The 14,133-nt window shown below is 41.2% G+C and carries 18 protein-coding genes; all 18 read left to right on the top strand.

Annotation, left to right across the window (positions count from 1 at the left end; all coding sequences use genetic code 11):
• Positions 1 to 20 precede the first annotated feature (20 nt).
• The gene (gene eutM / locus RFK25_RS04425) at positions 21 to 314 is read left to right on the top strand and encodes an ethanolamine utilization microcompartment protein EutM (protein WP_024380890.1); all 294 of its coding nucleotides are present in this window, start codon (positions 21 to 23) and stop codon (positions 312 to 314) included.
• 19 nt (positions 315 to 333) lie between these two features.
• Positions 334 to 609 carry a propanediol utilization microcompartment protein PduA gene (pduA, locus tag RFK25_RS04420; RefSeq protein ID WP_024380889.1) on the top strand — a complete coding sequence of 92 codons (276 nt, stop codon included), beginning with the start codon at positions 334 to 336 and terminating at the stop codon, positions 607 to 609.
• A gap of 82 nt (positions 610 to 691) precedes the next feature.
• Positions 692 to 1,336 (top strand): hypothetical protein, encoded by a 645-nt coding sequence (locus RFK25_RS04415; RefSeq protein WP_332411782.1) that lies wholly within the window; start codon positions 692 to 694, stop codon positions 1,334 to 1,336.
• Positions 1,337 to 1,355: 19 nt separating this feature from the next.
• Positions 1,356 to 1,985, top strand: coding sequence for an ethanolamine utilization phosphate acetyltransferase EutD (gene eutD, locus RFK25_RS04410; RefSeq protein WP_248050852.1), 630 nt, complete (start codon positions 1,356 to 1,358; stop codon positions 1,983 to 1,985).
• A gap of 23 nt (positions 1,986 to 2,008) precedes the next feature.
• Positions 2,009 to 2,629, top strand: a complete 621-nt coding sequence (locus RFK25_RS04405) for an ethanolamine utilization protein (RefSeq protein ID WP_332411781.1) — start codon at positions 2,009 to 2,011, stop codon at positions 2,627 to 2,629.
• A gap of 13 nt (positions 2,630 to 2,642) precedes the next feature.
• Positions 2,643 to 2,921 carry a EutN/CcmL family microcompartment protein gene (locus RFK25_RS04400; RefSeq protein ID WP_024380885.1) on the top strand — a complete coding sequence of 93 codons (279 nt, stop codon included), beginning with the start codon at positions 2,643 to 2,645 and terminating at the stop codon, positions 2,919 to 2,921.
• A gap of 27 nt (positions 2,922 to 2,948) precedes the next feature.
• On the top strand, positions 2,949 to 4,043 hold the full coding sequence (locus tag RFK25_RS04395) for an ethanolamine utilization protein EutH (RefSeq protein ID WP_332411779.1): 1,095 nt from the start codon (positions 2,949 to 2,951) through the stop codon (positions 4,041 to 4,043).
• Between the two features lie 16 nt (positions 4,044 to 4,059).
• Positions 4,060 to 4,512 (top strand): cupin domain-containing protein, encoded by a 453-nt coding sequence (locus tag RFK25_RS04390; protein ID WP_332411777.1) that lies wholly within the window; start codon positions 4,060 to 4,062, stop codon positions 4,510 to 4,512.
• A 75-nt stretch (positions 4,513 to 4,587) separates the two neighbouring features.
• The gene (gene pduB, locus RFK25_RS04385; RefSeq protein WP_332411775.1) at positions 4,588 to 5,289 is read left to right on the top strand and encodes a propanediol utilization microcompartment protein PduB; all 702 of its coding nucleotides are present in this window, start codon (positions 4,588 to 4,590) and stop codon (positions 5,287 to 5,289) included.
• Positions 5,290 to 5,308: 19 nt separating this feature from the next.
• A complete protein-coding gene (locus tag RFK25_RS04380) occupies positions 5,309 to 6,970 on the top strand; it encodes a propanediol/glycerol family dehydratase large subunit (RefSeq protein ID WP_024380881.1) in 1,662 nt (553 codons plus the stop codon).
• 12 nt (positions 6,971 to 6,982) lie between these two features.
• Complete coding sequence (locus RFK25_RS04375) at positions 6,983 to 7,648, top strand: propanediol/glycerol family dehydratase medium subunit (RefSeq protein ID WP_332411773.1); 666 nt, start codon at positions 6,983 to 6,985, stop codon at positions 7,646 to 7,648.
• Between the two features lie 24 nt (positions 7,649 to 7,672).
• Positions 7,673 to 8,179, top strand: coding sequence for a diol dehydratase small subunit (locus RFK25_RS04370; protein ID WP_024380879.1), 507 nt, complete (start codon positions 7,673 to 7,675; stop codon positions 8,177 to 8,179).
• Between the two features lie 27 nt (positions 8,180 to 8,206).
• Entirely contained in the window at positions 8,207 to 10,060 is a 1,854-nt protein-coding gene (locus RFK25_RS04365; protein ID WP_024380878.1) for a diol dehydratase reactivase subunit alpha, read from the top strand.
• Entirely contained in the window at positions 10,041 to 10,421 is a 381-nt protein-coding gene (locus RFK25_RS04360) for a glycerol dehydratase reactivase beta/small subunit family protein (protein WP_332411770.1), read from the top strand. Before RFK25_RS04365 ends, RFK25_RS04360 begins: the two co-directional genes overlap by 20 nt.
• Positions 10,422 to 10,444: 23 nt before the next feature.
• Entirely contained in the window at positions 10,445 to 10,939 is a 495-nt protein-coding gene (locus RFK25_RS04355; RefSeq protein WP_332411769.1) for a GlcG/HbpS family heme-binding protein, read from the top strand.
• 21 nt (positions 10,940 to 10,960) lie between these two features.
• The gene (locus RFK25_RS04350) at positions 10,961 to 11,683 is read left to right on the top strand and encodes an MIP/aquaporin family protein (RefSeq protein ID WP_024380875.1); all 723 of its coding nucleotides are present in this window, start codon (positions 10,961 to 10,963) and stop codon (positions 11,681 to 11,683) included.
• 42 nt (positions 11,684 to 11,725) lie between these two features.
• Positions 11,726 to 12,916 (top strand): acetate/propionate family kinase, encoded by a 1,191-nt coding sequence (locus RFK25_RS04345; RefSeq protein WP_332411766.1) that lies wholly within the window; start codon positions 11,726 to 11,728, stop codon positions 12,914 to 12,916.
• A gap of 243 nt (positions 12,917 to 13,159) precedes the next feature.
• Positions 13,160 to 13,969 (top strand): transporter substrate-binding domain-containing protein, encoded by an 810-nt coding sequence (locus tag RFK25_RS04340; protein WP_332411765.1) that lies wholly within the window; start codon positions 13,160 to 13,162, stop codon positions 13,967 to 13,969.
• The last annotated feature ends 164 nt before the right edge of the window (positions 13,970 to 14,133 follow it).

Below are 14,133 nucleotides of genomic sequence, written 5' to 3'. Positions count from 1 at the left end.
AATTTTTGGAGGTCATAACAATGGCAAGTGCAAACGCATTAGGAATGGTAGAAACACGCGGCTTGGTTGGCGCAATCGAGGCAGCAGATGCAATGGTCAAAGCAGCTAACGTTACCCTTGTTGGTAAAGAACAAGTTGGTGGTGGCTTGGTGACCGTATTGGTTCGTGGAGATGTTGGTGCGGTTAAAGCTGCGACAGATGCAGGTGCAGCAGCAGCAGAAAATGTAGGTGAACTTGTATCTGTACACGTTATCCCACGTCCACATTCAGAAGTAGAAGTAATTTTACCTCAAGCTAAAAAAGAAGAAGAATAAAAAATCGGAGGAAATAACAATGGCAAACGCAAATGCACTAGGAATGGTAGAAACACGCGGCTTGGTTGGCGCGATTGAGGCAGCAGATGCAATGGTCAAAGCAGCTAACGTTACCCTTGTTGGTAAAGAACAAGTTGGTGGCGGCTTGGTGACTGTCTTGGTTCGCGGAGATGTTGGTGCGGTTAAAGCTGCGACAGATGCAGGTGCAGCAGCAGCAGAAAATGTAGGTGAACTAGTATCTGTACACGTTATCCCACGTCCACATTCAGAAGTAGAAGTTATTTTACCAAAATAGCGAATAAGTGTACTGGCTACCCATTTGAGTAGGTTCTCTGTGGGTAGCCAGTTGATAAAAAATCGTTAAAGGATGTGAGTGTATGTCGGTTTTTACAGAAGTAAAGATTAGAAAGCTACTCAAGGAGCTTTCTATTGCTGACGGAGGAGTTTTCCAGCTAGGTGAACATGAAAAACTGACTCCATCAGCAAGAAGTTACTTGAATGACCATCATATTCGAGTGGTCCAAACGCGTTCCAATAATCAGCAACTTACGACATCTCCACAAGCGATACATCAAAAAGTAACTACTTTAGAGGATTCAGCAATCTATCCACTATTGTTTCGTCTAACGACACTATATCCACATTTTCTTAAAAGTAAACGTGAACTCTATCTTTCATTTGAACAATCAAAATTTGAGAAAGTCAGCAAAGTATTGACAATGATTGAAGGTATGGTATCTGGTCAGATACTGGATGAACTTCACGATTATGATGAACTACTACCGTCGGTGACAGAACTGGATGAATATAGTCAGCAAAGGGAACTGGATTTTACAAAGCTTTCCTTAACCTGTGCTGTAACTAACTGGAAACTAGCTCTGTACGAAACTTACATAGCCTTAGCTACGCTTGAGCAGGAGCTATCGCTGATAGGTTCTCGAGAAAATGATGTATATTTGGCTAAGCTAACTCATTTATTGCATTCTACTCAGATTTTCCTATGGATGACAATGGATGAGTGAAAGGTAAGGTGTGATTAGAATGGAAATAAAAGAGCTAATTGATAAGATTGCTACAAGAGTTCAGGATGAGTTAGAAGGAAGTTTTGAAATTGAGGCGAGTGGACGCCATATCCACCTTTCTCAAGAAGATTTAGAAACCTTATTTGGAAAAGATTATTCTCTAACCAAAGCCAAAGATTTATCCCAACCAGGACAATTTGCTTGTAAAGAACGTTTGACAATTTTAGGTCCAAAAGGTTCCTTCCAAAATGTGGTGATACTCGGTCCTGTTCGTGGTGCTACACAAGTTGAAGTATCGTTGACAGATTGCTTGAAGCTAGGTGTCAATGCGCCTATTCGAGAGAGCGGACAGATTGAGGATACTCCAGGGATTGTCTTGATAAATGGAAGTAAGGTAGTATCTCTGGATAAGGGGTTAATTGTTGCTAAACGTCATATTCATATGACCCCAGAAGATGCTGCTAAAGCCAATGTAGTGAATAAGGAAATTGTGCAAGTAAAAGTAGGTGGAGAACGAGGACTAATTTTTGATGATGTAGTCATTCGAGTTCACCCTAAGTTTGCGACCTTTATGCACATTGACTATGATGAAGCCAATGCTTGCGGATTTAAAAAAGGAATGCGTGGTCGCATTATCAAAAAAGGATAGAGATGGTTTAGAAAGGATTAAAAATGGATAACTTAGAATTTTTAGTTCAAGAGATTACCAATCGCCTTCTAGACCGTCTGAATAGTAGTTCCCATCAAATCAGTCTGTATCTTATCGGTGATAAAACAGTAGGCGGTTTCTTAGATGGAGAGTATCGTATTGTAGAAGGTATTGATGAGGCAGAGCATATCATTGCAAATGGTCTATCTTTAGATTCACTGTTAAGGATTTCTCAGCTTTGTCCCAATAGTTCAGAGGAGATGGAAGTTGTTACTAGTTTGTTAGCAGGTAGAAAGGTCTTGGTTTCAAAGGAATCATTTGCCATAGACTGCTATAAACAGTCAGCTAAGAACTTGCTCTTCCAAGAACTACTTCAAAGAAAATTGAAACTGGAACAATATGGTGTGCAGTTTTACTCACAGAAAGACTTGCCTGCCTTATTGAAACAGGGACCTATTGAGGTTCAACCCATTCAGCAAACTCCTGAGAAAAATATTTCAAAGAAGGTCAAACTCATTACAGAATCTAGGCTGAGAGCTTTAGAATTGGAAGATGATGGAGTATTTCATATTGAAAAGGGAACCATTATAACAGCCTTGGCGCGCGACTATCTAAATCGTCGTAGAATAACAATCATAGAATAAGAGGAGAGAGAGTATGTTTGTTGGAACAGTAAAAGGGAGTCTTTGGGCTACTAGAAAAGATGAGAACTTAAATGGATTGAAGTTTTTAGTGGTCGAGCGCCAACTAAATGAACAACAAACAGATCCATCTTTGGTTGTTGTCGCAGATTGCATCGGTGCTGGGGAAGGTGATCAGGTAATGGTGACTACAGGTAGTGCAGCTAGAGTTAGCTTGAATAGAGAAAATGTTCCTGTTGATATGGTCGTTGTCGCAATTATCGATAAAGTTGAGTACACAGCTGATGCAGAATAAATTCACTAGAAAGTGAGAAGGGGAATTATGAGTATAAATGAAATCATCATCTACATCATGGTCCTATTTATGTTGGCCGGTGCAGTTGATAAATGTATCGGAGGGAAATTAGGACTTAGTGAAAAATTTGAGGAAGGTATCATGGCCATGGGGGCTTTGGCCCTTTCGATGGCCGGTATTATGGTTGTTGCACCATTATTAGCGGATATTCTCAAACCAATTATTGTCCCCCTATACGGCATGGTTGGAGCAGACCCATCTATTTTTGCTACAACATTCATTGCTAACGATATGGGTGGAGCACCATTAGCTCTTAGTCTAGCAGATGATCCTGTAGTTGGAAACTTTGCTGCCTATGTACTAGGATCGATGATGGGACCAACGATTGTATTTACCATCCCGGTTGCATTGGGAATCATTGAAAAAGATGATCGTCCATTACTGGCTAGAGGTATTTTATACGGCTTAGTAACAGTTCCAATTGGCTGTTTAGTAGGAGGATTCTTGGTTCCTGGCTTACCTGTAGGGACATTGATGATTAACCTCATTCCAATAGTGATTGTTTCTGCATTGATTTTTATCGGTCTTTTATTAGCACCAAATGGAATGATAAAAGGATTCGAGATTTTTGGTCATATCATTGTAGTGATTGCAACTCTCGGTTTGGCTTTCGGTGCAGCACAGCTATTGACAGGTAATGAATGGTTAAATAGCCTCTACCCGAGTGGAGCTGAAACTCTTATGGAAGCCTTTGGTGTAGTTGGTTCTATTGCAGTAACATTGGCAGGGGCCTTCGGTTTAGTAGCAATCTTCACCAAGGTTGCCAACAAGCCACTTTCAGCGATTGGTAAATCCCTTGGAATGAACGAAGTCGGTGCAGCAGGCCTTGTAGCATCTTTAGCAAATAATATTGCTATGTTCCAGATGATGAAAGATATGGACAAGCGAGGTAAGATACTCAACGTTGCCTTTGCTGTATCAGCATCCTTTGTTATCGGAGACCACTTGGGCTTCACGGCTGGTCAAAATCCAGATATGATTCTTCCGATGATGGTCGGAAAATTGGTTGGTGGTGTAACAGCTGTCCTACTCGCCTTTGTTCTTACCAAGAAAGAATCCTAATTGATGGAGGTAGTCTATGAGTGACATCAATCGTAGCCAGCTAGAAGAACTTGTTAGAAAGATTTTGCTAGAAAGTTTGGGAGCAGGCAAGTCATGTAAAGCAGCTAGCTCGACAGGAATCATTTCCCTCAATCTGCCCCGGATGGATGTCAGACCTGAGGATCGTTTAGATACAGGTAATGATACTGACTCAGTTTATACCCGTGACTTACTAACTCTGGAAGAAAGTCCTCGTTTGGGACTCGGCTTGATGACCATGGAAAAAACAACCTTCCCATGGCATCTTGATTATGATGAAGTGGATTACGTCATAGAAGGACGATTGGATATTATTACTGGCAATGAGGTTATGTCCGCAGGACCAGGTGAAATTCTCTTTATTCCTAAGGGAAGTGATATTCAATTTTCTGTCAAAGATAAGGCAAGGTTTATCTATGTAACCTATCCTGCAGATTGGCAAAATCAGTAAATTTTTTTAAAACAAAATGTAAGCGTTATCGCATTAGGCGATGTAAATGAAAACAAAAAATAGAGGAAGATTATTATGGCAAACAAATGTAATGTTACCGAATTTATTGGTTCAAACCCTATTGGTGATACTATTGGATTGGTGATTGCAAATGTCGATCAACAAGTACTCAGTGCGATGAAGTTGGAAAAATCTTACCGTTCACTTGGTGTGGTAGGTGCTCGTACTGGTGCTGGTCCTCACATTATGGCTGCAGATGAAGCAGTAAAAGCAACCAACACAGAAATTGTTAAAATTGAATTACCACGTGATACCAAAGGTGGTGCTGGTCACGGTAGCTTGATTATCTTTGGTGGCGACGATGTTTCAGACGTGAAACGAGCAGTAGAAGTGACTCTTGGGGATATCGCACGTACCTTTGGTGATGTTTATGCCAATGAAGCAGGCCATATTGAATTACAGTATACAGCACGTGCAAGCCATGCCTGCCAGGCTGCTTTTGGTGCAGAAGTTGGTCGTGCATTTGGTTTAATTGTAGGAGCACCAGCTGCCATTGGTGTTGTTATGGCTGACACAGCTGTAAAAGCAGCAGATGTTGATGTGATTGGTTATGCCTCTCCAGGTGACGGCACTAGCTATTCAAATGAAACTATTCTTTTCATCAGTGGTGATTCTGGTGCTGTTCGTCAAGCTGTTATCTCTGCCCGTGAAATTGGTAAAGAATTATTAGGAACGCTTGGAGATACTCCAGTTAACTCTCAACCTTCATACATCTGATAGATAGGGAGAAAGAAATATGAAATCAAAACGTTTTGAGGCATTAAGTAACCGCCCAATCAACCAAGACGGATTTGTAACAGAGTGGGTTGAAGAAGGTCTTATTGCAATGGAAAGCCCCAACGATCCAAAACCAAGTATCAAAATTGTAAATGGTAAAGTGGTTGAATTGGATGGCAAACCAAAAGAAGAATTTGACTTGATTGACCAGTTTATTGCAAACTACGGTATTGATTTGGCTCATGCAGAAGAAGTCGTGAAGATGGACTCAAAAGAGATTGCCAATATGATTTTGACTCCTTCTGTACCTCGTTCTGAAATTGTTAAATTGACCAAGGCTATGACTCCAGCCAAAATCGTTGAAGTCGTGAGCCACATGAACGTCGTAGAAATTATGATGGCTGTTCAGAAAATGCGTACCCGCAAACAGACAGCTACTCAATCACACGTTACCAACGTAAACGATAACCCTGTTCAAATTGCAGCGGATGCAGCAGAAGGAGCTCTTCGTGGTTTCGCAGAGCAAGAAACAACAGTTGCGGTTGCTCGTTATGCCCCATTCAACGCCCTAGGGATTATGATTGGTTCTCAAGTTGGTCGTCCGGGCGTATTGACCCAATGTGCCCTGGAAGAAGCAACTGAGCTGGACCTTGGTATGAGAGGATTTACAGCCTACGCTGAAACCATTTCTGTCTATGGTACTGAGGATGTCTTTACAGATGGTGATGATACCCCTTGGTCTAAAGCCTTCTTGGCATCTGCCTATGCTTCTCGTGGTCTGAAGATGCGTTTCACATCAGGTACTGGTGCTGAGGTGCAGATGGGACAAGCAGAAGGCAAATCAATGCTCTATCTTGAAGCTCGTTGCTTGTATATCACAAAAGCAGCTGGTGTACAAGGTACCCAAAACGGTTCTGTATCTTGTATCGGTATTCCTGCGGCCGTTCCAAGTGGTATCCGTGCAGTCATTGCTGAAAACTTGATTGCTACCATGCTTGACTTGGAATGTGCTTCTTCAAATGACCAAACCTTCACTCACTCAGACCTTCGTCGCTCTGTCCGCACCTTGATGCAATTGGCACCAGGTACAGACTTCATCAACTCAGGTTACTCTTCTACACCAAACTACGACAATATGTTTGCTGGCTCTAACTGGGATGCAGAAGACTATGATGATTACAATATCTTGCAACGTGACTTGCGTGTTGATGGTGGTTTGCGTCCAGCTCGCGAAGAGGAAGTTGTTCAAGTTCGCCGTAAAGCAGCCAAAGTTATGCAAGCCCTCTTCAAAGGTCTTGGTTTGCCAGCTATTACAGATGAGGAAGTTGAAGCAGCTACCTACGCCCATGGTTCAAAAGATATGCCAGAACGTGACAAGGTTGAAGACATCAAGGCAGCTGTTAACCTCTTAGAACGCGGTGTACAAGGCGTAGACCTCATTAAAGCCCTTGCCAATAATGGTTTCCCAGATGTTGCCAATGAGCTTGTAAATCTCTTCAAACAACGTGTTGCTGGAGATTTCTTGCAAACATCTGCTATCTTTGACCGCAATTGGAATGTTATCTCTGCTATCAACTCACCAAATGACTATGTCGGTGTCGGCACAGGCCATCGTCTAGTTGGTGAAGAGTGGGAAAAAGTGAAGAACATTCCAAATGCTATTGATCCACGTGATATCTAGGAGGTAATCATTATGACAACCATCAATGAGGACGTACTACGTTCCATTATTGCAGAAGTAATCAAGGAAGTTGGTCTAACCAACCCTGCTCCTGCAGCTCAAACTACTACAACTACCAAGAAAGAAGTCCTGCCAGAAAAGGCAGTTGTTCGCACAGTCGGTGTTGCCAAACCAAGTCAATCTGTTGATGAAGTGGTTATTGCAGTTGGTCCTGCTTTTGGCACACAACAAACCAAGACCATGGTTGATATTCCCCATACCGAAGTGTTACGGCAAGTGATTGCAGGTATTGAAGAAGAAGGCTTGAAAGCCCGTGTTGTCAAAGTTTATCGTTCATCAGACGTTGCCTTTGTGGCAGTAGAAGGCGACCACCTATCTGGTTCAGGTATTTCAATCGGTATTCAGTCTAAGGGAACAACCGTTATTCACCAAAGAGATTTACCACCATTGAGTAACCTAGAACTCTTCCCACAAGCACCACTGCTGACAGCAGATACCTATCGTTTAATTGGTAAAAATGCTGCTAAATATGCCAAAGGTGAAACACCCAACCCTGTTCCAACCTTGAATGACCAAATGGCTCGTCCTAAGTACCAAGCCTATTCAGCCTTGCTTCATATCAAAGAAACCAAGCTTGTTGAAAAAGGTCGTCCAGCTGATGAAATTGAATTGATTTAAGAAAATCTTCAAGGAGAAATCGAAATGAGTGAATCAGTAGAACTATTAGTAAGAAAAATCTTAGAAGAGATGAATGGACACGACAAACCTGTAACCAGTGGTCTACCAAAAGGTACAGAAGCTACTGCAGCAGACTATCCGATTGCCCAAAAACACCCAGACTGGATTGTTGTTGGTGATAACAAGAAATTTGAAGACATTACCTTGGAAAATATTGTCAATGGTAGTATCACTTCAAAAGACTTGCGGATTAAGCCAGAAATCCTCTTAAAACAAGGAGAAATCGCGCGTAATGCTGGTCGTGAAGCTATCGAATACAATTTCTCACGCGCGGCAGAATTGACCAAGGTACCAGATGAACGTGTATTGGAAATCTATAATGCCCTTCGTCCTTACCGTTCTTCTAAGCAAGAACTATTGGACATCGCAAATGAACTTGAAAATGTCTATGGCGCGAAAATCTGTTCAGGATTTGTCCGTGAAGCAGCAGAACACTATGAACGCCGTAAGAAACTAAAAGGTGATAACTAATCTGAAAATCGAAAGGAGGAAGAAGGAATGAAGTATATTATCGGTATTGACATTGGAAATTCATCAACTGAGTCTGCCTTAGCTCAGCTATACGATAATGGAACCGTCCAGTTTCTGTCCTCTGCGATTGCAGATACAACTGGTATCAAGGGAACAAAAGAAAATGTTCATGGCATATATCAGTCCCTGAAATTACTCTTAGAACCAACCAATCTTAGTATCAAAGATATTTCTTTGATCCGTATCAACGAAGCAACTCCCGTAATTGGAGATGTTGCTATGGAAACCATTACGGAAACTGTCATTACAGAATCTACCATGATTGGCCACAACCCAAGGACACCAGGTGGACTTGGGTTGGGGGTTGGTTATACCGTTGACATCTTGGACTTGATCAATAAGCCAATGACAGATAGCTATATCGTTGTGGCTTCTAAGCAAGTGGATTTCGATGCGGTGGCCCAACTTATCAATGCCTATGTTTCAAGAGGATATAAGATTGTCGGTGCGGTCTTGCAGGCTGATGACGGTGTCTTAGTTAATAATCGCTTAGAGAAAAAGATACCGATTGTAGATGAAATTTCCTATATAGATAAGGTGCCTTTAGGGATGTTGGCGGCGGTTGAGGTTGCAGAAGTTGGTAAAGTCATTTCCCAACTCTCCAATCCTTATGGTATTGCGACGGTCTTTCAGTTGGATGCACAAGATACCAAGCAGGTCGTTCCGATTGCCCGTGCCCTGATTGGAAATCGTTCAGCCGTTGTCATCAAAACACCAAAAGGAGATGTTCAAGCAAGGACAATTCCTGCTGGAACTATCAAGATTATTGGTCAGCAACAGAACACCAGCGTTGATATTTCAAAAGGTGCAGAAGCCATTATGGACCATGTCTCCCGTATTCAACATATCGAAAATGTTCTTGGAGAAGCGGGAACCAATGTGGGTGGTATGCTTGAGAAAGTCCGGCTTACCATGGCAAATTTAACTGAGAAACAACTGGATCAGATTAAGATTCAGGATATTCTGGCAGTGGATACTTTTGCTCCTATCACCGTAAAAGGTGGTCTTGCCGGAGAATTTTCTATGGAGCAGGCCGTTGGAATTGCCTCCATGGTTAACTCTGACAGATTACAGATGTCCCTTATTGCTCAGGAAGTTGAAAAGGAATTGGGTGTACCTGTTGAAATCGGGGGAGCTGAGGCCCACTCAGCTATTCTTGGAGCTTTAACAACACCAGGTACTAGTCAACCAATGGCTATTCTAGACCTTGGGGCTGGTTCCACAGATGCCTCCATTATTAACCAAAAAGGGGATATCCAAGCTGTTCACCTAGCTGGTGCTGGTGATATGGTCACCATGCTCATCAATACGGAGTTAGGTCTTGAAGATAGGCATTTGGCAGAGGATATTAAAAAATACCCCCTTGCCAAGGTAGAAAGTATTTTCCATATTCGCCATGAGGATGGCAGTGTCCAATTCTTTGACAAACCTCTGAGCGGAGATTTATTTGCCCGAGTAGTCATCGTCAAAGACACTGGAGAATTAGTACCGCTTGATACAGACTATTCTATCGAAAAAATCAAGATTGTTCGCCAGACAGCCAAAGAAAGAGTATTTGTGACCAATGCCATTCGGGCCTTAAAGACGGTCAGTCCAACTCAAGACATCAGGGACATTCCATTTGTGGTTATCGTAGGCGGGTCAGCCTTAGACTTTGAAGTACCGCAGTTGATAACCGATGCCCTATCTCAGAGCAATATCGTGGCAGGTCGAGGAAATATCCGAGGAACTTCTGGACCAAGAAATGCAGTAGCAACAGGTTTGGTACTTTCATACTGTAAAGAAGAGTGGGGTGATGCTTATGTTCTATCAAGCAACTAAGCCAGTTATTCTTATTTACAAGTTGGGAAAGGTGCCTGAAGACAAGTTGATTCAGTTAGAGCTTGGTATGGAGGAAGAAGGAATTCCATTTTTAAAAGAAACTATAGAACTTTCTTCGGAAAGTATCGTTTCTCTGGCCCATCAAGCTGCTCAGTCCTCACCACTCTCAGTTGGTTTAGCTATCAATGAAAGAGAAATTGTTCTCCATTATCGAAATTTACAAACGGAACAGTTTTTCTATCGTTTAAGTGACTATCCAAACCAGTCTAATCGTGTCTTAAGGATTTTAGGGACTAATGCAGCTAAACTTGTTAAAGGAACTCCATTGATACAGGATTCTGCCTTGGAAACATCCTTTTAGAAATAGGTAATCGGAGAGAAAAGATGACACAAAATCAAATCGATGAAATCCTGCTTCAAAGAATCATTCAAAAATGTCAAGAGCTCTTAGACAAAAAAGATGATTTACACAGCATAAATCTCTATGACCTAGCTTTTGATATTGTAAATCGTGCCAGAGAAAAAGCACAGGAATTGAAAGTACCTGTTGTGATTACCCTGGTGGATGCAGGTGCTCATGTAATCCTATCCTATCGCATGGAAGATTCTCTTTTGGTTAGCTACGATATGGCCTATAAAAAAGCCTACACAGCTGTTGGCATGAAAATGCAGTCAAAAGACCTAGCTCTATTAACAAAACCCAATCATTGGCTCTTTCAACTAGAAACAATGTCAGAAGGTCAGATTGTTAGTTTAGCAGGTGGAATTCCTATTTATTCCAAGGGACGGATTATCGGAGCAATTGGTATCAGTGGCGGCAACGCTATAGAAGATCAAACAATTGCCGAGTATGCAATTGAAGAAATAAATATAAAATAATATTAGAAGGAGATTCTCACGATGGAGAAATACATTGGTGAATTTTTAGGAACAATGGTTCTGATAGCCTTTGGTACAGGCTTTGGTTCCTCAATTAGTTTAAAACACGCCCTATCCAAAAATATGTCCCCTAGTTTCCTAACTGTAATCTTTGCCTGGGGCTTTGCTGTAATGTGCGGTGTTTATGTAGCGGGTTTCTTTGAAACAGGTGGGCACCTAAATCCCGCAGTCACAATCGCTTTTGCCTTAGGTGGCTTGTTTGATTGGAGTATGGTGGCAGGTTACATCATTGCACAAATTCTCGGTGCCTTTACTGGTGCAGCAATCGTTGTTTTGCATTACTATCCACATTTCCAAGCAACAACAGCTGAGGAAGGGAATTCAGTCGGTATTTTTGCCACTGGTCCAGCTATTCCAAACACAACCTTTAACTTCTTGAGTGAAGTAATCGCGACCTTCTTCTTCATTTTCGTTTTGTTATTGATGAATACTGCAGGTTTTGCAGTAGGACTTGCTCCTGTTGTAGTTGCTTTCCTAGTTATGGCCATCGGGTTGTCATTCGGTTCAACAACGGGTTATGCCATCAACCCTGCGCGTGATTTCGGTCCTCGTTTGGCCTATGCCCTCTTACCTATTCCAAATAAGGGCGGAGCGAATTGGGGCTATGCTTGGATTCCAATTGTTGCACCAACTGTTGGTGCAACTCTAGCTGTATTCGTATTTAAAGCCTTGGGAATGGGCTAATCCCTCTCTCATTGCAGAATGTGTTTGAAGAAAGGACGAGTAATGAGGAAAATTTTTGCAATCAATGCTGGTAGTTCATCTTTAAAATTTCAATTATTAGCCATGCCTGATGAGGAAATCATCGCTAAAGGTATATTTGAAAGAATTGGAGAACCGGAATCGGCATTTACTTTGGTTTACAAAGGACAAAAGGAGACAGAAAAACTAGTTCTTTCAAGCTATAAAGAGGCAGTAAACTATCTGTTAAAAAGATTAGATGAAAAAGGGATTATACAATCCTTAGCAGATATTGCTGGGATTGGGCATCGTGTGGCCCATGGTGGTGATTATTTTAAGGCATCTGCTTTGGTTGATGAACGTGCTCTCACTAAGATTGATGAATTTTCATTCCTTGCTCCTAGCCATAACCCTGCAAATTTAGAAGTCATCAAAGCCTTCAAGGAGCTTTTGCCAAATACTCCAAATGTGGCAGTTTTTGATACAGCTTTTCATCAAACCTTAAGCGAGGAATACTATCTTTACCCTCTGCCTAGAAAGTATTATGACAAATACCGTTTACGCAAATACGGTTTCCATGGCACCAGCCATAAATACATTTCTTTAATTACCAAGGAAGTATATAAACAGCAAGGTCTTGGTACGGATCAGTTGAAGGTCATCAGTTGTCATCTTGGCAATGGAGCAAGTATCTGTGCCATTAAGGGACAACAATCCATCAACACTTCTATGGGATTTACCCCCTTGGCAGGCTTAATGATGGGATCCAGAAGTGGTGATATTGACCCAGCCATTCTTCCTTTCCTAATGGAAGAAGAAGGCTTGACCCCTAGTCAAATCACAGCCATTCTGAATAAAGAGTCTGGCCTATTAGCTGTTTCCGAAATTAGTAATGATTTGCGAGATATCGAGGAAGCGTATCATAAAGGCTATTCTCAAGCCATCACAGCAATTGAAATGTTTACCAATCGTATCGCTCACACTATTGCGACCTATATGGTAGATTTAGGTGGAGTAGATGCCATTGTTTTCACAGCAGGAATCGGAGAAAATTCCAGATTGATACGTGAGAAAGTCGCAGAAAAACTTTCTGTGTTTGGTATAAAACTTGACCGTGAGTCAAATCAAAGCAATAAAAAATTGATTAGTTCAGAGGATTCGAATATCAAGCTATTTGTTCTTCCAACAAATGAAGAACTTATGATAGCGAGAGATACTATGGAATTGATTCAATAGAATAGTATATTTCCTCCATTCATTCTAGCCCTGTAGTAAGGGCTAGAATTTTTTTGTTTGAATAAAAAAAAAAAAAATCGCATAAAAATACAAAATAACTATTGACAATTGTATAAAATTACTATATACTAGACATATCTTTTGAAAAGAGGAAGAAAATATGGAGAAAATTACTTTCAAGGTCCGATGATTCATTAGGAAAAATGACATCGTTTTAATAAAAAAGGAAAAAGAGGATAAAAAATGAAAAAACTATTTACTTTAGCAGCTACCTTGTTAGCAGGATTTACATTGGCAGCTTGTTCTTCAACTAGCTCATCTTCAAGCCAATCAACACTCGAGAAAATTAAAGAAAAAGGAACCTTGGTTGTAGCGACAAGTCCTGACTATGCACCATTTGAATTTCAAACGCTTGTAGATGGCAAAAACGAAGTTGTTGGAGCAGATATTATGCTAGCACAAAAAATTGCGGATGAGCTCGGTGTGAAGTTGGAAGTATCAGCCATGAGTTTTGACAACGTTCTGAACAGCGTCCAATCTGGCAAGGCTGACATTGCAATCGCTGGTCTATCTTACTCTGAAGAACGTGCAAAAGTTTTTGACTTCTCAGAAAGCTATTACCAAATTGCTGACGTTCTACTTGTTAAGAAAGAAAATGCGGAAACCATCTCAAGTGTTGATGCACTTGCAGGAAAATCCTTGGCTGTTCAAAAAGGTTCTACCCAAGAAACCTATGCCAAAGAAAAAATGGCAGATGCGAAAATTATTTCATTGACACAAATGGGTGAAGCAGTTAATGAATTGAAGACAGGTAAGGTAGAAGCTGTCTTGATGGATTCACCAGTAGCAGCAGGCTATGTTTCACAAAACAGTGACCTTGCAATTGCATCAGCACAGTTTCCAACTATTGACGAGAATTCAAAAGTTATCGCCCTTCCAAAAGGAAGTGCAGAGCTAAAAGCTGAGATTGACAAGGTCATCGCTCAAGTGAAAGCAAGTGGCGAATTTGATATCTTCCTTGAAAAAGCAGCAACTTATACAGCTGTTGAATAAGTCGGACAAACAATCATCGGAAACGGTGGTTGTTTTTTCATGCAAAAAAGAATGAAGTTTTTGAACTTCATTCTTCAGACTGAAGACAAAGTCCTTAGAATTTATTTTCTAAGGGCTTTTCTTCGTATTTAGGAGTATAATATAATAAAAAGGACTTGTGAGGT

Source organism: Streptococcus sp. SS-4456, assembly GCF_036680365.1.
Classification (GTDB): Bacteria; Bacillota; Bacilli; order Lactobacillales; family Streptococcaceae; genus Streptococcus.
This window is presented reverse-complemented; position numbering and strand designations above follow the sequence as displayed.